Below are 21,117 nucleotides of genomic sequence, written 5' to 3' on the forward strand. Positions count from 1 at the left end.
GCGGCTACCGGGCGCCGCCCGCCTGCGTGTACACGTCGGCGCCGAACCCCACCAACCCCTGCTGCCCCGCGTACCCCAGATACGGAAGTCCGAATATGTCTTCCACGCTCTTGAGCATCGAGTAGTGGTTGTACGGCACGTCCGACACCGTGCCCGGCTTGATGAACGGCGAGATCAGCACCGTCCCCGTGCGGCCGCCGCCCGGCCCGTTGAACCCGGCCTGCGCCACGTTCGGGCCCGAGGGCTCGTGACAGCACGCCGACGCATCGATGCTCAGCGCCTCGTCGAACGTCACGATCAGCAATCCGTCTTTCCTGAACGCCGGCGAATTGGTGATCAGCGGCACCCAGTGCTTCAGGAACTCGTTGGCCGACACCAGCCCGCCCGGTTCGCCGTCGCGGCACGGCCGGTCGTGGCCGTCGTGGCACAGGTTGGGCACGATGAACGAGTAGTTGGGCGTCTGGTCCGCGGAGCGCAGCGCGGCCTCGAGCGCGGTGAGCGGCACCACGTGCTGAGCGCACGACGCCGAGTCGATGATGGCATGGAAGTACACGAACGGATCGTGTTTGGCCGCGTACTGGTCGTTGGGCGCCGCGTGCTCCGTGGCGTCCGGCCCCCCGATCGCCACGTGGCCGCAGGTGGCGGGCTCGCGCGACGGATCCTTGCCCATGTCCTCCATGTAGCCCTTCCACGTGAGGTGCTTGGCCATGAGCTGGTTGGCGATCGTCTGCACGTGCACCGGATAGATGCACCCGTTGCCGATGGGCTGTCCGTCGGGCGCGGTGCCCGTCTGCACGAACTCCTCGTACCGCGGGCAGTCCAGCTGCGTCTTGGCGCTCGGCGCGATGCCGCTCACCATCGAGATGTAGTTGTCCAGACTGTAGTGGCCCGTGCCGTAGTACTCGTGCAGCACCGCGCCCGCCTTCACCATCGTATCGGCCAGATACGGCGCCGGCGTGGCCGGCCCGAACGTGGTGTCGTAGCCCTGATTTTCCAGGACGATCACGAACACGTGCCGGATGGCCGGCGGCGCCACGGCCGGCGCGGTGGCGCCCATGGCCACGGCGGTCGTGTCGGTGGCGGCGGGTTTGGCCTTCGACCTGCACGCGGCGGCGAGCAACGCCGGCAGCGCGAGGAGAACGACGGCGGAAGAGCGGCGAATGCGGGTTGGCATGGCGGTGCGAAGGGTTGCGGATGTGAACGGTGACCGGACGCTCCCACGATCTCACGGCTGGGCTTCGGTCGGGCGACGAATCGGTCTCGGCTGTGTCGCGACCGCGGGCCCGAACGGGGAGCCGGTTCCCGGAGGCGGCGCCACAGCCCCTAATCAAGCATCGCGCTCGCGCCGGCGCCAACGCCACGCCGGCGCGGCGTCCCGCGCCAAGGGAATCCCTACGGGCCGACGGGCAATGCCGGACACCACGCGCCCCGGCGGGCGGGCAACGTGCGGGCGTGATCCGGCGCCTCGGAACTCTCCGAGCATCCGCGGTTACTGATAGCACCGATATGTGTGGAGCGTCCGATGACGCATTTGCGAATTTCCATCGGCGCCGTGCCCCGCGGCACGCTGCGCCGTCTGTTCTGGCCCGCGATGGTTCTGTGCCTCCCGCTCCAACTGTGGGCGCAACAACCGTCCACTCAGGAGTCCGGCGATGCGCCCTCGCGCGTGGCGCGCCTGAGCGCGGTGGAGGGCGCCGTGTCGCTGCTGCCTGCCGGCGTGAGCGACTGGAGCCTGGCCCCGATCAACTATTCCATCACCACGGGCGACCGGCTGTTCACCGCGCAGGACGCGCGCGCCGAACTCGAGGTGGGCCCGTTCACCGTTCGCCTGGCCGACAGCACCGATCTCACCGTCACCGCGCTGGGCGACCACTATGCGCAGTTCGGACTGTCGCAGGGCACCATGCGCGTGAGCGTGTACCGCCTGCTCGCGGGCGACACGATCGAAGTGGACACGCCCAACGGCGCGTTCGTCGTACGCGCGCCCGGCACGTATCGCATCGAGATCCCGCTGAACACCGACTACACGCTGGTCAGCGTGGAGGAGGGCAGCCTCGACGCCACCGGCCCCGGCCTCGAGCAGGCGGTGGCTACCGGGCAGGCGGTGAGCTTTGCGGGATACAACCCCATCCGGGCGCTGGCAGCCCCGCGCCCGCCGCGCACGGCGTTCGACGCGTGGAGCGCCGAGCGCGACCAGCGCGTCGTGGCGTCGTCGTGCTCGCGATACATGAGCAACGACATCCCGGGATGCGCCGATCTCGATCAATACGGCCGCTGGGTGGTGACGGCGGAGTACGGCACGGTGTGGTATCCGTCGTCCGTCGCCGTGGGCTGGGTGCCGTATCGCTACGGACGCTGGGGCTGGGTGGATCCGTGGGGCTGGGTGTGGGTGGAAGACGAGCCGTGGGGCTTCGCGCCCTTCCACTACGGCCGATGGGCCATGGTGGGCCGGGCGTGGGCGTGGATTCCGGGACCGATCGTCGCCCGGCCGTACTACTCGCCCGGGCTGGTGGTGTTCGTGATGGGGCCGGCATTCGGCGGCGGCGTGCAGGCGTGGTTCCCACTAGGCCCGCATGAGCCGTTCTTCCCATGGTATCACTACGGGCCGCGGTATCTGCGCGCCGTGAACGCCACCAACGTGCGCGGCGTGACCGACATCGACGTGTTCGTTCGCGTCAGGAACATCCAGACCGTCCGCTGGGCCAACCGCACGCACGGCTTTACCGCCGTGCCGAGCGCGGTGTTCCGCAACGGGGAGCGCGTGGACCGCGGAATGGTGCGCGTGCGCCCCACCGACGTCGAGCGCGCGCGCATCGCCGCGCATCCCACGGTGCTCCCCACGCCACGCGCCGCGGCGGGCGGCCCCCCGTCGCCGCGGCCCCCGGCCGCCAGGCCTCAGCCGCGCACCGCGGTGCCGCGGCCGATCATCACCAAGCGCGCGCCGCCGCCGGAAAATCCGCCCTTTGCCAAGCGCGAAGAGGCCATGAAGGCAAATCCGGGCCGTCCGCTCGAACCGCAGCAGGTCAAGAATCTGCGCGAGGGAAGGCCGGCCGGTCCGCAACGTGATTCCGCGCACCCGGCGCAGAAGCCGGCTGCGGGCCGGAAGGCGGTCCGGAAACCGGGCCGCGGGGGCGGCGGCAACTAGCCCCGCCCGCGCGGTGTGTCAGCCGCGCCGCGGCGTGGCGGGCGCGGGCTTCTTTGCCGGCGCCGGCGCCGGCGGCGGCGGGCGCAGCGCGGCCATGGCCTGCTCGGCGGCGGCAATGCCCGCCGTGTCGTGCAGCGCCTGGGCCACGTTCAGGGCGCGCTTGATCAGCGCCTCCGACGGCGGCACGTGCGGCATGATCGAATCCACCAGGACGCGCGCTGCCGCCGGCCGGCCCTGGGCCAGCAGCGCGTCCACCACGTACAGGCAGGGGCTCGGAAACTCGATGCTGCATGAAGCACGAGCCACCTGCTCCGCCTTGGGCCAGTCCTTGATCAGGACCAGCGCGTAGGCGTAGCTCTCGCCGATCACCGGGTAGGGCGCCAGCGCCCACGCCTTCGCGTAGTGGCGCACCGCCTCGTGCGGATGTCCCGCGTGCACGGCCTCGTCGCCCAGGTAGGTCTGCGCGTAGAACGACTCGGGGTGGGCCGACGCGAGCTGCGTGAGCACCGTGTCGGTGGTGCGCCACACGGGAGTTCGCGTCCACGTGCGCGCCACGCCCAGCGTCAATGCCAGCGCCGCCACCGCCACCGCCAGGCGCGGACGGCGACGGCCCAGCTCCACCAGCGGCACCGCGGCGAACGCCAGCGCGACGGACGGCAGATACAGCGTGCGCTCACCCAGCAGGATTCCCACCGGCACCACGAGGTTGGACACGATGAAGATGCCGGCCACGAACCAGGCCACGGCCGCCGTCCACCAGGGGGAACGCCGCCGGAGCAGCACCGCGCTCCCGATCACGACGACGCCGAGGACGAGGCTCATCCATACGATGGGCTCGCCCCAATGGGCCACCACGAGCACGTTGGGCCCGTAGTCGGCCACCAGATCGCGCGGATACACCAGCAGCCGGAGGTACTGGGGCCAGACGCTGATCGCCGTCGCGATGCGCGTGGACGCCGACGCGCCGCGCAGCGCCGGCGTGAGCGTGCTGCCGGAGAACACGCCGAGCACCGCGTAGCGCAGTCCCATGTAGCCGCCGAAGATCGCCGCCAGCAGCAGGTAGAGCGGCGCGTCGTCCCACACCGTGCGCCAGAGCGGCTTGCGGCGCTCGGGATCGAGCCCATCCACGATGATGAGCAGCAGGGGGAGCGCCACGGCGCTCTCCTTGGTGAGCAGCGCGGCCAGAAAGCACACCGCGATCCCCACCCACCGCGCCACCACCGGCCCCCGCCGCCACAGGTGCAGAAAGCAGGCGAGCAGCACGAACAGGGTCATCACCACTTCGGCGCGGCCCACGATGCCCGCCACCGCTTCCACGTGCACCGGATGGATGGCGAACAGCACGCCACCCACCGCCGCCGCCAGCGGCGGCGCGCCCAGCCGGAGCACCAGCAGCACCACCAGCGCGCTCACCACGGCGTGAAGCACCACGTTCAGGGCGTGGAATCCCATCGGTTGGCCATGCCAGAGCGACCACTCCACCGCATACATGGCGATCGTGAGCGGCCGGTAGAGCCCCATCTGGAACGGCATGTTCGGCCAGTAGGCCGACACCCAGATGTCGCGCATCGCCGCCAGGTGGTGCACGAGGGGGTTCTGGTCGACGATCACCTTGTCGTCGAGCGCGAATCCGTTGTGGAGGGCGTTCAGGTACACGGCGCACGCCACGAGGGCGGCGATCCAGGGCGCGAGTCGGCGGAGCCATCCGCGCTCCGCCGCTACGGGTGCGGGGGGCGTCAGATCCATGCCAGCCCCGCCAGTCCCACCACGGCCAGGCCGAGCAGCAGCAGCAGGCTTCGGCGGCCGGTCACCCGGTCGCCGAAGCTCCGCGCGTAGACGGCCTTGACCACGTTGTTGCTCGATGCCGCGATGATGATCGCGGTGGCCGCCACCGGCAGCGAGATCGCCGTCGCGTTGGCCTGCGTCAACCCGAGGATGAACGGATCGACGTCGGTAACACCCATCATCGCCGCCAGGGAATAGAGTCCGGTGCGCCCCAGGTATTGGCGCACGAGCGTGGTGACCACGAGAATCGCCACGAACGCGGCCGCGAACAGGAACGCCGCCTGCAGTTCCAGCGGGTTGAGGCTCGGCTGTTCGGGCGCCCCCGAATCTGCGGCGCCGTCAGCCCGACGCGACACATACCATCCGCCGCCCACGCCCGCCAGCGCGCCCAGGGCAAACCCCGGCAGGAGCATCCGGGCCAGCGTCAGATTGAAGAACGCGATCAGGATCAGGAGCCGCACGTACATGACGCCCGACGCGGCCAGGATGCTCCCCGCGAACAGATTCGGCCGGCGGTGGTCGCGCGACCGGCGGGCGAGCACCACCGTGGCGACGGTGGACGAATAGGCGCCGCCGAGCAGCGCCGAGAGCATGATGCCGCCTCGGCCCTTGAGCATTCGCTGCAGAACGTAGCTGCCGAACGACACGCCGCTCACCGCCACCACCACGAGCCAGGTGCGGAACGGGTTGATGGCGAAGCTCGTGAACGGGCGGTCGGGCACGATGGGCAGGATCACCACCGTGAGCACCAGGAACTGGGCCACCGTCGCGATCTCGCCCGAGGCGACGTGCTTGGTGAGTCCCTCGAGGCCCTTCTTCAATTCGAGCAGGAGCACGCAGAGCACCGCGATCGTGGCCGCGATCCAGTACAGTTGGCGGTACACGAGGCCGGCCACGAGGTAGGTGACCAACCCGCTCATCTCGGTGGTGATGCCCGCCTGTTCCGACGCCGCCAGTTTGCGGTTGTACGACAGGAGCATGAAGCCGCCCACCACCGCGAACCCGAGCGTCCAGGCCAGCAGATCGGCGCCAGACAGCAGCGCCATCGCGTAGCTCGCCAGCCCGATGAGCGGGAAGGTGCGCACCCCGCCGAACATCCACGCGCCTTCGGCCTTCTTCCGTTCCTCCCGCTCCAGGCCGATGAGGAACGAGAGCAGGAGGACGAGGGCGATCTGGGTGGCGTCGGGCGGAATGAGCGGCGGCATGCGGTGAACGAGTTGGGGGAACCGGCACGCCCGGCGGCGCCGGGCGCGGGTCCCTGTGACGAAGGACGATTTCGCGCGTGCCGCGAAACGCGGCGGGGTACTGCGGAATCAATATTCGAACCCGCGACCCCCTGACCCCCATCAACGGGCTAGGTCTCGCCTGAAACCGTCACCGGAGCAGGCGCTACTCCGACTGCTTGACCCCGACGCCGTCCAAGGTGGTCGTCCAGTGTTCGTTGTCCGGCGACACCTCGATCTTCACGGTCACGTGCGTCGGAGAGGAGTAGACGTAGCTGATGCGCTCGTACGTTGTCTTGCCGCCGCGGATCTCCGTTCCGAGCTCGAGCCACGTGTCGCCCTGGATGGTCATCTTCGACGCAAACGGCTTCTCGCCGCTCGCCCCCACGGCGAACATCTCGTAGTGCCAATAGGCCTTGTCCCGGCTGTTCCAGGTATCCACCACCAGCGACTGCACCTTCTGGCCGGACCAGTCGTTGTCGAAGCTGCACATGAGGAAGAGCTGGTCCGCGGACCAGCCGCAGTGCTCGTCCCAGGTGAACGTACCGGGCTTATCGCCCGCTCGGCGCGGCGCGGTGGTACCCCGGTAGACCCAGTGCCCGGACTGAACGTCCAGCGCCTTGAACTGCGGCGCGCGGGGCTGCTGGGCGCCGGCGCCGAAGGCGGAAACGGCGAGGAGCAGACCGCTGAGGACGGCGAGGCGCACAAGTACTCTCCTTGATCGAGAATCGTCACCCGCGGGCCGACGGTCCGCGGAGCGCGACGGCGTGACAAGTATACGCGCGACGGACGCGCTCTGCCTCGGTCACGCGAGCCAACTGGACAGGCGGGCTCTCCGGGCGGAAGTTTGCCACTCACGAGGAGGAGTCCCCGATGTCGAAGCCGTCCTGCCGCACCCATGTTCCCGAGTTCAAGGCGAAGCTCGCCTTGGCCGCGTCCGCGAGACGCGCTGGTACGTCCTGGTTGTTCCTGTTCCTCTTGTTCGCGGTGCCTGCAGGCGCACAGCGCCTGACCATCCCCGCTGTCGTCGGCATCAAATACCCATCCGCCTGGCGTTGGTCGCGTGATGGCCGAAGCCTGATGTTCACCTGGGATTCAGGCGGCGTCTACGGCCGTTACCGCGTCAACGCCGAAGAACCGGGTACACCCATGCTGGTGCCCGGCGCGCCGGCCGGTGAACCCGGCGGCGGTGTCGGCGGCGCCGCGCCCTCGCCCGATGGCCGCTTTCTCGCCCGCGTCGAGCGCCGGGCCGGCGATTTCGAGCTTGTCGTCACGCCGCGCGACGGCGGCGCGGGGAGCAGCGTCGCGAGCGCTTCCGAGAACATCGGCGGCCTGCGATGGTCGCCCGACAGTCGCCGCCTCGTCTACACCGTCGGCGCGCATGCCGTGCCGCACGACACCACCTTTCCGGAGGTCGGCGACAAGCTGATCTTCGCCCGCGGCGAGTTCGTGTCCGGTCAGCTCTACGTCGCCGCGCTCGCCGGCGGCGCCCCGGTGGCGGTACAGGGGCCGAGCGGGGGTTACGGCGCGCCGAGCTGGGTCAACGCCACCACGCTGGTGGTCAGCCATGTGGCGCCCGACTTCAAGAGCCGCACCATCTACTTTCTCGATGCCAACGGCGGCCCGGCGCGCGCGGTGCACGTGGACCATGAGGACAAGTTCTGGAGCATGATTGACCGCGGCGCCACGCCCCAGGTATCGCCCGACGGCAAATGGATTCTCTTCGCCAGCGACACCAGTGGCTGGGATCAGCTTTACGTCATGCCCGCCGACGGCGGGCCCGCCGTCCAGGTCACCCGGGGCGCCTTCGATTCCTGGCGGCCGGTGTGGTCGCATGACGGCGACCGTATCGCCTTCGACGCCAATGAACCCGGCCGCCCCGGCGACCGCCAGATCGGGGTCGTCGACCTGCACGGCTCACCCGCCCACGCCACCGTCGCCTGGCTCACCCACGGCCGCGGCACCAACATCGATGCCGTCTGGTCGCCGGACGATGGCCGCATCGCCTACCAGCACACCGACGCGCAACAGTCGCCCGACCTCTATGTCGTCGCCTCCACCGGCGGCACGCCACTGCGCCTGACCCACTCCATGCCGGCCAGCATGAATGGCCACGACTTCGTCGCGCCCACGCTGATCCATTATCGCGCCGCCGACGGCAAGTCCGTGCCCGCCTGGCTCTTCCTCCCTCCGCATCTCGACAAATCGCGCAAGCACGCCGCGATCGTCTGGATCCATCCCGATGGCGTGAACCAGAACTACGACGGCTGGCACCCCGACCGGAGGGAAGGCGTCTATTACGCCTTCCATCAGTATTTGCTGCAAGAGGGCTATATCGTCATCGCGCCCGACTACCGCGGCAGCATTGGGTACAGCCGCGACTGGCGCGAGGCCGTCTACCACGACGTCGGCGGCCAGGACGCGACCGACGCCCGGCTTGCCGGCGCGTATCTCAAAACCCTCCCCTACGTGGACCCGCAGCGCATCGGCGTCTGGGGCCTGAGCTACGGCGGGTACTTCACGCTCACCGCCATCACGCGCGAGCCCAAGCTGTTCGCCTGCGCCGTGGACGTCGCCGGGCTGGTCAATCCGGGCTACTACTACCTCGACCCGTACCACTCGGGCTGGATGCAGCAGCGCATGGGCACGCCGCAGGAGAATCCGGACATCTACGCCCGCGCTGCCGTGACGACCCGCATCGCGCGGCTGCAGGACCCGCTGCTCGTCCTCGCCGGCACCGCTGACGTCAACGTGCCCTTCTGGGAGACCGCGCTGCTGCTCGACTCGATTCTCAAGGCGGGCAAGGGAGACCTCGTGCAATTCATGATGTACCCTGGGGAATTTCACTACTTTGACCGGGCGTTTGTGCTCGAGGACGCCTGGCGGCGCGTGGACCAGTTCTTCGGCGAGCATTTGCGGCCCGGCGAGTGAGCACGGGCTAGATGCAGAAAGGCCTCCAACGCCAAAACGTTGGAGGCCTTTCACTTATCATATCGGGACGGCGGGATTCGAACCCGCGACCCCCTGAACCCCATTCAGGTGCGCTACCGGACTGCGCTACGTCCCGTCCGTGTCTCCGGATGTCCCTGTGCAGCTCACACCACTACTACGCTGCCACCCGGCTCCAACGGCAGAACGCGAAACCTAACCCCAGCACCGCGGTCATACAACCACGGCGCCGCAGTCCGGTCGAACAGGCCACCCTGGCGAAATACCCGCCCCACGTCCACGCAGATACCCCACCCAGCCAACCTGCCCCCCCAAACACACCGGGAGCGCCACCTTCCGTACCTCTGACCCGCCGCTCCCGCCCAGGGTTCCCAACTCACGGCGCCGAACTGCGCTCCCGCCCAAGTCCTAGCAGATTCTTCACCAGCCAGAACACCACGAACACCGGCAGCACCACGAACAGCGCCAGCTTGAGCAGCCCGATGGCCAGCCCGAACACCACCGCGAGCAGCACGAACGCCACGATCGCAATCACGAACATGATGATGAATGGCAGCCCGAGCAGGAACAGCACGCCAAGCACCACGGCGCCGATGAGCCCGATCACTGCACTGAACAGCGTGAACATCTCGCGAGCCTCGAGGAGTATAGGCACCCCTCCCTACGGCCCGCGCGTCAGCCGCGTTTCACCGGCCGCCGCGCGCCCCGCGCCACGCTCCGCTCAGACGTTCTCCGCGTCCCCGCCGGCGGCGGACGTGCCCGCCAGGTCCAGCGTGTACCGGCAATACTGCTGGTCCGCCCGGTAGCCCACCGACTCGTACACGCGCCGCGCGGCGCGATTGCCGCGCGCCGTGAGCAACTCGATGTAGCTGGCCCCGCTCCCCGCCGCCATCGACCGCGCCGCCCCCAGCAGCAGATGCCCCACCCCCTGCCGCCGGCAGTCCGGACGCGTGTAGAAATCGTTCAGCACCCACATCCTTGCCATGCGCAGCGACGAGAAGCTCGGATACAGCTGCACGAACCCCACCGCCCGCTCCGCCGCGCCGCTGCCCTCCAACGCCATGAGGATCAGCGACTCCTCACCGCGAATGCGCTCCAGCAGAAACTCGTGCGCCCGGCGCGAGTCGGTGGTGCATCCGTAGAACTCCCGGTACGCCGAGAACAGCTCCGCCAGAGCCGGGAGATGCGCGCGCGTCGCGCGCACGATGCGAATGTTGGCGAGGTCAACCATATGCGTGGGAATCGGAGTCCGAACCGCTGCCACCCAGGGCGCCGCAAGGCAAAGCGCCCCGCCACCGGATCGCCGATGACGGGGTGCCTGCTCACTGCCTACCGCCTACTGCCTACTGCAATCCGCCGTTACTGCACCGTGATCTGCGCGACCATGCCCATCGCGAGGTGCGGCGTGCAATAGTACTTGTACAGACCGGCCGGAACGCCCGCGAACGACACCGTGTAGCTGTCGTTGGGGTTGATCGTCATCGGCGCGGTGAGCGGCGCCGTGGAGTTCTGCATGTTGGCCGTGAGCTGCGATACGGCGGCGCTCGGGATGCTGTCCGCCCAGAACGTCACGTCGTGTGGGCCGCCCGACACCATGATGAACTTCACCGCGTCGCCCACCTTGATCGTCAGCGCCTTGGGATCGAAGCGATAGCCCTGCGCATCGCCGATCATCTTCACTTCCCACGTCTTGCCCGTGGGCGCCATGTACGTGGCGCTGCCCGCTGCGGGCGTCGCTGTAGCCGCAGGCGCCGCGGCAGGCGCGGCAGCCGTCGTATCAGTCTTCGTGGCGGCACCCTTGTCGCCACCGCCGCATCCCACGATCACCAGCGACAGCGCGGCCGCAGCCGCGGCCAGTCCAAAACGAACCTTCATTTCAATGCCCTCCCCAGGGTTGAACGGGCCGGTAGGCCCGATTGGCACCGGCGTGCAGCAATCCGATTAGATTGGAGCACACAGGTCATCTCAGCCTTAGTAATCTAACGATCGGCGGCGCCTGGCGCCGCACGGCCGCACCCAGTTCTCCCGTCGATGCACCAGCCGGCCTCAGACCCGGAAAAATCTAGCGGTCGCGCGCTCGCAGGCCAACGGATCCGCCGCCTCCTCGTGGCGGGCCAGATCGGCTGGGACGAATTCGTCCGGTGGTTCAACGCCAGGGAGTTCAGCGAGAATTCGGTCCTCCTCGGCTTTGCCGTGGCCGTCGGCATCCTGGCCGCGCTGGGAGTGGTGGGCTTCTACGAGGGCATCGACCTCGCCTACAACGTGTTCTACCGTTGGCCGAGCAGGTACGTATCGCCGGTCACCGTGCAGACGTACCGGCCGGTCATCACCGCCCTGGGCTTCGCCGGCGCATGGTGGATCATGCACCGCATTGGCCACGACCACGACGGCATGAACGTGCCCGACGTGCAGCTCGCCGTGGTGCGCCGCGGCGGGTACATCGCGTCCCGGCCCGCCCTGGCCCGCACCGCGGCCAGCGCCGTGACCCTGGGCAGCGGCGGCTCGGCGGGCAGCGAAGGGCCGGTGGTGGTGCTCGGAGCCGCCATCGCCTCCTGGCTCGGACGCCGGTTCCGCTTCGAGCCGCGCCGCGTCACGGTCCTCGTGGCGTGCGCCACGGGCGCCGCGATCAGCGCCGCCTTCAACGCGCCGCTCGCCGGCGCGTTCTTTGCCCTCGAAGAAACACTCGGCGCGCTCTCCGGCGCCGCATTCGCCCCCGTGGTGGTGTCGAGCGTGGTGGCCGCCGTGGTGTCGCGCGCCGTGTTCGGCAACCATCCGGCGTTCGCCGTCCCGCAAGAGTACGGCTATGGACGGGTGAGCGAGGTGCTGGTGTTCTTCCCACTGCTCGGGGTGATCATCGGTATCGTGGGGGCCGGCTTCGTGCGCGGCTATTTTCGCGCCGGCGAGATCGTCGCGCGACTCAAGCTTTCGCCGGCGATGACCGCCGCACTCGGCGGCCTGCTCGTGGGCATCCTCGTGTCGATCTCGCACGGACGGCTGGCAGGATACGGACACCTGGCCATGCGCGTGAGCGTGTTCGGCCAGCTCACCTGGTACGCCCTGCTCGCGCTGGCCATCGGCAAGATCCTCGCCACGAGCATCACGCTGAACTCCGGCGGCTCGGGCGGCGTTTTCACGCCATCGCTGTACATCGGCGTGGCCACCGGGGGCGCCGTGGGCAGTGCCCTCGCCGCGGCCTGGCCGGCCGGAGGGCTCCACCCCGAGGCCTACGCCATGGTGGGCATGGGCGCGATGATCGCCGCCGCCACCGACGCGCCCATCACGGGCATCCTGCTGGTATTCGAGATGACCAATGACTACGCGATCATGCTGCCGCTCATGCTCACGGTGGTGATCGCGCACGTCGTGGCCCGGCGCATCGAGCCGGACTCGCTCTACACGGGATGGCTGCGCCGGCGCGGCGAACGGCTGGAGCACGGCACCGACCGCGACGCGCTGGCCGGATTGCGCGTGGCCGACGCCTACGACCGCGCGGCGGCGGTCCTCGCCGAGGGCGCCGTGATGCTCGATTTTCTGCACACGCTGGGCCGGGGCGACCAACTGGTGTTCCCCGTGGTCGACGACGAGCGGCGCCTGATCGGCGTGGTGGCGTTGGCGGACCTGGGCGAGGTGGCGGCCAACTCCGGCAACCTGGCCCAGCTCATCCTGGCGGCGGACCTGGCGCGCCCCACCGAAACGGTGACGCCGCAGGACTCACTGCTCGACGCCGTGCGGAAGATGGGCGTGCGGGGCGCCGACGCCGTGCCCGTGGTGGACGGCCCGGCCGGCGCCTACCTGGGCCTGATCACGCGCAGCCAGGTGCTCAGCCTGTACGAGCGCGCGGTGACCAGATCCCGGATGGAAGCGAACTAGGCGCGCAGTGCCCGGGCCCAGACGTCGGGCGCGGCGATCCGGCCCACATAGAAGTTCCCGAATTCGCCGTACTTCGCGCTCGCCTCGTCGAACCGCATCTCGCTCACGATCTTCTTGAACTCCAGCGGATCGGCGGCGAACAGGGTCACCGCCCACTCCCACACGTCGAGCCCGATCGACCCGCTGATCACCTGCAGCACGCGCCCGGCGTACTTGCGACCGGTGAGGCCGTGCCACTTCATCAGTTCGCTGCGTTCGTCGATGGGCAGCGCGTACCAGTTCTGCCCGGTCTCGCGCTTCTTGTCCATGGGATACACGCACACGTACGGCATGCGTTCGCCCGGCGGCAGCGGATACAGCCGCCGCTGCACGTGTTCGGTGGCCAACTCGGCGTCCACGCGCTTCTTCAGCTCCTCCTTGTAGACGTCGTCCCCCACCTTGCCGCCCCGCGCCACGGCGTCGCGCGCCAGCTGCGCCGTCAGATAATACAGCCCGGCCTCGGTGACGCTGAGAAAGAACTCCACCGGCGTGAGAAAGTCCGCCAGGCGCGTCTGCGCCACGCGGGCTTGCGCGGCTCCCACGGCGTCGAGCGTGGGCCGGAAGTGCATCACCAGCACGTCGGCTCTCGACCCGACGAGGGGCGCGAGCGCGCTCCACCCATCCGCGCCGTCGCCTCCGGCAAGCTCGGCCATCACGGCGGCGAACTCGCGCCATGCGGCATCGAACTCCGCGTCGGGCAGCCGGCGCAGCGCCGCGCGATCCACGGCGAACGCCTGCTGCAACACGTACCAGCCCTCGAGCGTCTCGGGCGCCAACGCCTGCGCGGGCATCAGGCCAACGCGTGCAACGCGTGTTTGAGGCGCGGGATCAGCTCCCGCACGTCCTGCGGCGACACGGCCCCCGCCGAGAGCCGGAACCAGCCCGTCTCCTCGTGCTGCCCGAACGCCTGGAAGGGCACCGCCGCCAGACCCGCCGCATGCAGCAGATACCGGCGAATGGCCTCGTTGCTGCCCAGCACCTCGCCCTCGGGCGTGCGCTTGCCGTGCAGCGCGAACCGGGCGCTGAGGTAGATCGCCCCCTGCGGCGTGGTGCTCTCCACGGGAAATCCGTCGCCCTTGAGCTGCTCGATGCCACCCGCCAGGAGCGACAGCCGCTCCTGGATGCCGGCCAGCATTCCGGCGTGATACACCTTGATGTCGTCGGGGGCGCACAGCAACTCGCCGGTGGCCATCTGCTCCGGGCGCGGCGCCCAGGCGCCGATGTGCGTGAGCAGGTCGGCCATGCTCTTTATCACGTCGGACGGCCCCACGCCCCAGCCCACCCGCAGCCCCGTGGCCGCGAACGCCTTGGAGATGCCGTCCACGAAGATCGTGTACCTGGCCATCTCCGGCCGCAGACTCACCGGATTCACGTGCCGGCCGCCGCCGAAGGTGAGCATCCAGTAGATCTGGTCGTACAACACGTACAGCGGCCGGTCGTCGGGGCCGCGCCGCGCGTTCTCCTCAAGCACCAGATCGCAGATGTCGGCCAGCTGCTCGGCCGAGAACATCGTGCCCGTGGGGTTGGACGGCGAATTGAGCGACAGCAGCGTGGCGCCCCGCACCGCCGCCTTCAACATCGCGGCCGTGGGCAGGAAGTTGGTGTCGGCCCCGCACGCGATCTCCACCGCCTGGGCACCGACGATGCTGGTGTAGTGGTTGTTGTTCCAGCTCGGCACCGGATACACCACGCGGTCGCCCCGATTGACCACGGTCTGGAAGATGCCGTGGATCACCGGCCGCCCGCCCGACGTGATCACGATGCCGTCCACCGGGTAGTCGAGCCCGAGCCCGCGCTTGTAGAACGCCGCCACCGCCTTGCGCAGTTCCAGCACGCCGTTGGACGGCGGATAGTTGGTCTGCCCCTTGGCCACGTAGTCGGCCACGCCCCGCGCCAGCCGCTCGGGCACCTGGAACTCGGTGGGCGAGAAGTCGCCCACCGTCAGGTTGCAGAGCGGCCGCCCCTGCGCGACGAGCTCGCGCACCTCGGCGGCGATCTTCAGGATCTCGGACCCCACGAGGCCCTGGGCCAGCTGCGACAGACGCACACTCATCGACTCTTCTCCCCTGCGGTGTTGGCCCTGGCCTGGCGCACCATGGAGCGCACGTCAGCCAGGAGTTGATGGTCGTCGAACACGATGCCCTGCTTGATGGTGTACCGCACGCCCCCACGGTGCACGAGCTTGCCGTCCGGACCCGGCACGTCCATGCCCAGGGCGTACAGCACCTTCATGTTGTGCAGCGGATTGCCGTCCACGATCGCGAGGTCGGCGTCGAACCCGGTGCGCACCACGCCGGTGCGCGGCAGCCCCAGCAGCTTGGCGCCGTTGGAGGTGGCGTGCTGGATCACCTCCAGCGGGTGGAACCCCGCCTCCTGCTGCATCTCCATCTCGCGAATCGTCGTGAACCCGTACAACGCATAGATGAACCCCGCGTCGGAGCCTACCGTCACGTTGCCGCCGCGCGCCGCGTACTCGCGCACCCAGTGCATCCAGATGCGGTAGTTGTTGCGCCACATCACCTCGTCGGCGGTGGTCCAGTCGGCCTGGTAGGAGCCGTGGGCGCCGGGGTTCGGCTGGTAGAACTTCAACATGGCCGGCAGCGCGTAGTCCCTGAACCAGGGTTCGTTCTGCGCCTTGCCCAGATCCCGGTTCGCCTCGTAGATCGCGAACGTCGGGTCCCAGGTCACGTGATGCGCGAGCATGGTGTCGAGTACCGCCGACAGCCGGGCCGGATCGGCCTGGCGCCAGATGTCGCCGCCCCAACGGAAGCGGTCGGCCTCGTTGTCGTAGTTGTAGTAGTCGGGAAAGTTCTGCGGGCCCGGCGTGGCCGCGTCGGGAATGCCGTACCAGTGCTCGATGGAGGCCACCCCGAGCTGCGACGCCCGGATGGCGTCGGTCTCCTGGATCTTCATGTCGGTGGCGATGGGCAGCCCCAGCTTGTGGGCCTCGTCGGAGATCGCGTCCCACACGTCGGGCCGGTTGATGAACACCTTGAGCCCCTTGCCGCCGATGGCCTTCACATGGCGGACCTGGGCCCGCACCGAGTCGGGGTACTCCGACTGCACCACCACGTACGGGATGATCGTCGGCGCCGAGATGAGATTCTCGTCCGAGAGCTTGGCGTAGTGGACGATCGTGTCGGGGCCCTGCATCGAACCGGGATCGCGGATGGTGGTGATGCCGTGGGCGAGCAGCAGCTTGAACTCGTAGTCGTGCGGCATCGGGATGCCGCCGCGGTCGAACTGGATGTGCGAGTGCACGTCGATGATGCCCGGCATCACGTACATGCCGGTGGCGTCGATCACGCGGTCGAAGTTGCCGCCGTCCAGCGTGGGCATGGCGCTCCCCGACTCGGCCACCGGGTGCGCGGCGTACACGCCGGTGATCGTCTTTCCCTCGACGACGATGTCCACCGGGCCGCGCGTGGGGTTGCCGGCGCCGTCGATGAGCAGCGCGTTGCGGATGAGCAGACGATGGTAGCGCACGCCGCTGGAGGGCGAGTAGGTCTGGGCGCCGGCCGTGCACACGAAAGCCAACGCGCCGGCGAGCGCGATGAGGGAGGAACGCATGAGGGGACCCGGGGGCGGAGGGTGAGGACGGCATTCGGAAAATGCGCAATCCGGGCCCGCGATGGAAGCGGCGGCGGCCGCCGCGCCAAATGTCTACCGCGCCGAGGCCGGCCGAGCCATGAACCGCATCACCGCCCGTGCCGACCCGTACACGTCGCGGGCCGACAGGCGCCGGCCGGTGGTGCTGAAGAAGCCGTAGCCGCGACGCTCCAGGCCGGCCAGCAGGTCGCGGGGGCGAACGCCGCGCTGCTCCAGCAGATCCAGGTGAAATTCCAGCAGCAGGATGGGCGGGTGCTCGGCCAGCAGGCGCTCGGCGCCGGCCAGCGCCTGGTCCTCGAACCCCTCGATGTCGATCTTCACGACCTCGGGGCTCACCCCCAGCCGGTCGCATTCGGCGTCGAGGGTGGTGAACTCCACGGGGATCGCGGCGGCGGGAGTTGGCGCGTCGCCGAACGCGATCAGCCCGTTGCCATCCACGTACCCGGCCACGCGACACGACCGGTCGCCAATCGCGTTGGCGCTCAGCACCAGCCGGTCGTCGAGACCATTGAGGGACCGGATCTGGGCCGCATCGCGCCGGAGCGAGGGCGACGGCTCGTAGCTGATCGCGCGGTTCCGCGGCGACGCCAGGCAGAACAGTTCGGACAGCAGCGACTTGTGGCCGCCCACGTCGAACAGGAGCCCGCCCGGCTCGCGCGCCACCTGGAGCAGGTTGGCGATCTCATCCATGGATTCGCCGTTGTCCACCAGATGGTACCGCACGTCGGGCAGCGCGCTGGCCGGCACCCGCAGCTCCACCGAGCCGTTCACCGTCACGATGCTGCCGCCGGCCGCCTCGTGGATGGCCGCGCGCAGCGCCGAGCGCGCGGGGACGAAGCCGTACAGGCGCCCGCGCAATGGACGTTTGATGAATTCCGGGAGGATGCGCCGGAACCGATCGCGGAGCCCGCGCGACAGGAACATCATGCGCGGCGACTCCGCCGGACGGACGTCACTGGGCGCTCACCGCGGACGGACTCAACACCACCAGCTGGCCGTGCATCATCGGCAGGTGAGCCGGGATGGCGCACGCAAAGTCGTAGATCCCGGGCGCCCGGGCCACGTAGGTGGTGTCCACCACCGTCTGGCCCGGCAACTTCACGAACAGATCGTGCAGCACGAAGTTGTGTTCGTCGTCTTCCGGATTCACGAAGTGAAAGTGGATCGTGTCGCCGGCCACGACGGTGATCGTGCTCGGCTCGAAGCCGTACACCTCCTTGCCGTCGAGCACTCCGCCCTTGGCAAAGTCCTTCTTCAGGAATGGCAGGACGCCGGCGTCTTCCTTGACCATCAGCGCCACGGTGGTCACCGTCACGTAGCGCGCGTGCGGTGCGTAGGCCGGAGGGGGCGGCGCCTTCGGCTCCGCGGCGCAAGCCGTGAGCGCGGCGGCAACGAACACCATGAGAACGGGACGGACGGACGGCATGATCGCGCTTCCGGATCTGGACGAGACAACACTACCCTCGGGACGCGTACAGACAAGGCCGCCTGCCGGCCGCCGGCGCTAGATCCAGCCTCTGCGCGCCAGCAGGGTCTTGGCGCCCTGCGTCACGCCGAGGTAGCACACCAGCGTCACCGCCAGATAGCCCCAGTACGCCGACGGCAGCCGGGTCAGGCCCAGCGAGGCCGCGAACGGCGACACCGGCAGCCACGCCCCGATCGCCATCACCAGCAGCGTCGTGGCCATCAACTGCCAGCTCGCGCGGCTCTGCAGGAACGGGATCTTGCGCGTGCGAATCACGTGGATGATCAGGGTCTGCGTCATCAGCGACTCCACGAACCAGCCCGTCTGGAACAGGGCCGCGTGCGCCCCGTCCCGCGCCCCGAACACGAACCACATCACGGCGAACGTCGTGTAGTCGAACACCGAGCTGATGGGCCCGACCACCAGGATGAACCGCCGGATCCGGTCCACCGACCACGGATGCGGCGCCACCACCTGCTCCGGGTCCACGTGGTCCCCCGGAATCGGCACCTGCGAGACGTCGTAGAGCAGGTTGTTGGTCAGCACCTGGATGGGCGCCATCGGCAGGAACGGCAGCACAGCGCTCGCCCCGATGACGCTGAACATGTTGCCGAAGTTCGAGCTCGCCCCCATGCGCACGTACTTGAGGATGTTGGCGAATACCTTGCGCCCCTCCTGCACGCCGTCGTCGAGCACGAGCAGGCTCTTCTCCATGAGGATGATGTCCGCCGATTCCTTGGCCACGTCCACGGCCGAATCCACCGACAGGCCCACGTCCGCGGCGCGCAGCGCCGGCGCATCGTTGATGCCGTCGCCGAGGTATCCCACCACGTGCCCGCGCGCGCGCAGTACCTGGATGATCCGCTGCTTGTGCGCCGGCGACAGATGCGCGCAGACGCTGGTCCGCTCCACGGCCGCGCCGAGGGCGTCGTCGCTCATCGCATCGATGGCGGGCCCGAGCAGCGGAGCCTCGGCGGGCAGCCCCACCTGGCGGCACACGCACGCCGTGACGACTTCATTGTCGCCCGTGAGCACCTTGACGGTCACGCCGTGCTGGCGGAGGGCGGCAATCGCGGGGCCGGCGCTCTCCTTGGGCGGATCGAGAAACGCCACGTACCCCACGAGCACCAGGTCGCACTCGTCCGCCGTGGTGTAGTGCTCGCGCGCCGGCACGTCGCGCGTCGCCACCGCGAGCACGCGGAATCCGTCGGCGCTCAGCCGTTCGTACGCGCCGCGCACCTGGGTGAGTACCGTCTGGTCGATGGGCGTCACCGCGCCCGCCGCCTCGAACGCCGTGCAGCGCCCCAGCACATCGTCGGGGGCGCCCTTCACGAGCAGCCGGCGCGTGCCCTCGGGCGTGGCCACGAGCACCGACATCATCTTGCGCACGAAATCGAACGGCAACTCGTCCAGCAACGCGTAGCCGGCGGGGATCTTCGTGCCGTGCTCGTCGGCGAATCGCACCACCGCCCGGTCGAGCAGGTTGCGCAGCCCGGTCTGGAAGTGGCTCACCAGCAGGGCATCGAGCAGCACCCGCTCGCTCTCCTGGCCGGCCACGTCGCAATGGTGCTGCAGGGTCACAAGGTCCATGGTGAGCGTGCCGGTCTTGTCGGTGCACAGCACGTCCATGGCCCCGAAGTTCTGGATGGCGGCCAGCCGTTTGACGATCACCTGCTTGCGCGACATCGCCACCGCCCCACGCGACAGGCACACCGACACGATCATCGGCAGCATCTCGGGCGTGAGCCCCACCGCCACGGCGAGCGCGAACACGAAGGCCTCGCGCCACCCATGCCCGGTCACGCCGTTGATCAGGAACACCAGCGGCACCATCACGGCCATGAAGCGGATCATGAGCCAGGTAAAGCCGCTCACGCCGCGCTCGAAGCTCGTCTCCTCCTCGGGATCGGCCAGCGCGCCGGCCAGGCTCCCGAAGTACGTGCGGGGGCCGGTGGCCGCCACGACGCCGGTGGCGGCGCCGCTGGCCACGCTCGTGCCCAGAAAGCAGAGATCGGGCCAGTCCACCGCCGAAGCGGACGCGGTCCCGGCCACCACGGGGGCCGGGAACTTCTCCACGGGCAGCGACTCGCCGGTGAGGCTGGCCTGGTTCACGAACAGATCGCGGGCCGTGAGCACGCGGAGGTCGGCCGGGATCATGTCGCCGGCCGCGAGCTGCACCACGTCGCCACGCACGATCTCGCGCAACGGGATCTCACGCGCCTCGCCATCGCGGACAGCCGTGGCCGTCACGTGGATCATCGCCTTGAGCGCGTCGGCCGCGCGATCGGCCCGCGCCTCCTGCACGAATCGCAGCGAGACGCCGATCACGATCATCACTCCGATGATCGACGCCGCTCGCGGATCGCCCGTGGCCACGGACACCGACGCGAGCACGGCGAGCAGGATGACGAGCGGATTGCGCAGCGCGCGCAGCACCCGCTGCCACCAGGTGACGTGCTCGGACTCGGCAATCTGATTGGGCCCCTCGGCCACGAGGCGAGCCGCCGCCTCCGCTTCGCTCAGTCCCTGCGAATCGCTCCCGAGGCGAGCCAGGGCCCCGGGAGCATCCAGCACCGCTACCTCGGCGAGGAGCGGCGCGATGTGAATGGCGGGCGGTGCGTGCTTACTCTGGGGGCTCACCCTGGAGGCGTCCTACCATACCGAGCGGAGTGCGCGCGTGGCATGGATAGTAGCATGAACCCCGGGGGCCGTCACGCGCCCGGCGGGACTATGGGGTGCCCAGGAGCAAGATCCGCCACCCGATCGTCGCCGAGACCTTGGGCGCCGATTCGGTCAGCCCGAAGTTGACGCCCGCCGTGAGCGACTGTGCCGTCGAATGACGATACCCCAGGCTCACGCCGGCGGACACCGGCGGATCCACGTTCCTGATCACCTGGCTCGAGCCCGACGCCGAGGCGAGCACCGACCACCGGCCCTCGCCCAACGACGGGCCCAGCCCCCGACCGTAGGTCACATGGTCCATCAACTCGAGTGCGGGCATGTCGCCCAGCACCCAGTACGAGGCATCGGCG

17 protein-coding genes and 1 tRNA gene are annotated in these 21,117 nt (G+C 69.3%); 3 read left to right on the forward strand and 15 right to left on the reverse strand.

What is annotated here, in order from left to right; all coding sequences use genetic code 11:
- Positions 1-4: 4 nt before the first annotated feature.
- Positions 5-1,174 carry an alkaline phosphatase family protein gene (locus VNE60_10895; GenBank protein HVB32023.1) on the reverse strand — a complete coding sequence of 390 codons (1,170 nt, stop codon included), beginning with the start codon at positions 1,172-1,174 and terminating at the stop codon, positions 5-7.
- A gap of 348 nt (positions 1,175-1,522) precedes the next feature.
- On the opposite strand from VNE60_10895, the gene VNE60_10900 reads away from it, so the two are divergent.
- Positions 1,523-3,145 carry a DUF6600 domain-containing protein gene (locus VNE60_10900; protein ID HVB32024.1) on the forward strand — a complete coding sequence of 541 codons (1,623 nt, stop codon included), beginning with the start codon at positions 1,523-1,525 and terminating at the stop codon, positions 3,143-3,145.
- 18 nt (positions 3,146-3,163) lie between these two features.
- On the opposite strand, the gene VNE60_10905 is transcribed toward VNE60_10900, so the two are convergent.
- The 3 genes from VNE60_10905 to VNE60_10915 form a co-directional block, all read right to left on the reverse strand.
- Positions 3,164-4,891 carry a hypothetical protein gene (locus VNE60_10905; protein HVB32025.1) on the reverse strand — a complete coding sequence of 576 codons (1,728 nt, stop codon included), beginning with the start codon at positions 4,889-4,891 and terminating at the stop codon, positions 3,164-3,166.
- Complete coding sequence (locus tag VNE60_10910; protein HVB32026.1) at positions 4,882-6,135, reverse strand: MgtC/SapB family protein; 1,254 nt, start codon at positions 6,133-6,135, stop codon at positions 4,882-4,884. The genes VNE60_10905 and VNE60_10910 overlap by 10 nt, the downstream gene beginning before the upstream one ends.
- A gap of 184 nt (positions 6,136-6,319) precedes the next feature.
- Positions 6,320-6,859 (reverse strand): hypothetical protein, encoded by a 540-nt coding sequence (locus VNE60_10915; GenBank protein HVB32027.1) that lies wholly within the window; start codon positions 6,857-6,859, stop codon positions 6,320-6,322.
- 167 nt (positions 6,860-7,026) lie between these two features.
- Here VNE60_10915 and VNE60_10920 point away from each other — a divergent pair, with 167 nt between their 5' ends.
- A complete protein-coding gene (locus VNE60_10920; GenBank protein HVB32028.1) occupies positions 7,027-9,084 on the forward strand; it encodes a prolyl oligopeptidase family serine peptidase in 2,058 nt (685 codons plus the stop codon).
- Positions 9,085-9,146: 62 nt separating this feature from the next.
- Here the strand turns inward: VNE60_10920 and VNE60_10925 are convergent.
- From VNE60_10925 to VNE60_10940, 4 genes are all read right to left on the reverse strand, one after another.
- A tRNA-Pro gene (locus VNE60_10925) sits at positions 9,147-9,220 on the reverse strand.
- A gap of 258 nt (positions 9,221-9,478) precedes the next feature.
- A complete protein-coding gene (locus tag VNE60_10930; GenBank protein ID HVB32029.1) occupies positions 9,479-9,757 on the reverse strand; it encodes a hypothetical protein in 279 nt (92 codons plus the stop codon).
- 66 nt (positions 9,758-9,823) lie between these two features.
- Complete coding sequence (locus VNE60_10935; GenBank protein HVB32030.1) at positions 9,824-10,333, reverse strand: GNAT family N-acetyltransferase; 510 nt, start codon at positions 10,331-10,333, stop codon at positions 9,824-9,826.
- Positions 10,334-10,461: 128 nt separating this feature from the next.
- Positions 10,462-10,977: a plastocyanin/azurin family copper-binding protein gene (locus VNE60_10940; protein ID HVB32031.1), complete on the reverse strand. Its 516-nt coding sequence runs from the start codon at positions 10,975-10,977 to the stop codon at positions 10,462-10,464.
- Positions 10,978-11,208: 231 nt separating this feature from the next.
- Between VNE60_10940 and VNE60_10945 the strand changes: the two genes are divergently transcribed.
- Positions 11,209-12,972, forward strand: a complete 1,764-nt coding sequence (locus VNE60_10945) for a chloride channel protein (protein ID HVB32032.1) — start codon at positions 11,209-11,211, stop codon at positions 12,970-12,972.
- Here the strand turns inward: VNE60_10945 and hemQ are convergent.
- The 7 genes from hemQ to VNE60_10980 form a co-directional block, all read right to left on the reverse strand.
- Positions 12,969-13,802 carry a hydrogen peroxide-dependent heme synthase gene (gene hemQ, locus VNE60_10950; protein ID HVB32033.1) on the reverse strand — a complete coding sequence of 278 codons (834 nt, stop codon included), beginning with the start codon at positions 13,800-13,802 and terminating at the stop codon, positions 12,969-12,971. The two genes, VNE60_10945 and hemQ, sit on opposite strands and share 4 nt — an antisense overlap.
- Positions 13,802-15,064 carry an aminotransferase class I/II-fold pyridoxal phosphate-dependent enzyme gene (locus VNE60_10955; protein HVB32034.1) on the reverse strand — a complete coding sequence of 421 codons (1,263 nt, stop codon included), beginning with the start codon at positions 15,062-15,064 and terminating at the stop codon, positions 13,802-13,804. The genes hemQ and VNE60_10955 overlap by 1 nt, the downstream gene beginning before the upstream one ends.
- The gene (locus tag VNE60_10960) at positions 15,061-16,581 is read right to left on the reverse strand and encodes an amidohydrolase family protein (GenBank protein ID HVB32035.1); all 1,521 of its coding nucleotides are present in this window, start codon (positions 16,579-16,581) and stop codon (positions 15,061-15,063) included. The genes VNE60_10955 and VNE60_10960 overlap by 4 nt, the downstream gene beginning before the upstream one ends.
- 93 nt (positions 16,582-16,674) lie before the next feature.
- On the reverse strand, positions 16,675-17,547 hold the full coding sequence (locus tag VNE60_10965; GenBank protein HVB32036.1) for an FkbM family methyltransferase: 873 nt from the start codon (positions 17,545-17,547) through the stop codon (positions 16,675-16,677).
- Positions 17,548-17,572: 25 nt separating this feature from the next.
- Positions 17,573-18,046: a cupredoxin domain-containing protein gene (locus VNE60_10970; GenBank protein HVB32037.1), complete on the reverse strand. Its 474-nt coding sequence runs from the start codon at positions 18,044-18,046 to the stop codon at positions 17,573-17,575.
- Between the two features lie 78 nt (positions 18,047-18,124).
- Positions 18,125-20,725, reverse strand: coding sequence for a magnesium-translocating P-type ATPase (mgtA, locus tag VNE60_10975; protein ID HVB32038.1), 2,601 nt, complete (start codon positions 20,723-20,725; stop codon positions 18,125-18,127).
- Positions 20,726-20,813: 88 nt separating this feature from the next.
- Positions 20,814-21,117, reverse strand: a 304-nt coding sequence (locus tag VNE60_10980) for a hypothetical protein (protein ID HVB32039.1), incomplete at its 5' end; no start/stop codon positions are given.

It is taken from the genome of Gemmatimonadaceae bacterium, from assembly GCA_035533755.1.
GTDB lineage: Bacteria > Gemmatimonadota > Gemmatimonadetes > Gemmatimonadales > Gemmatimonadaceae > JAGWRI01.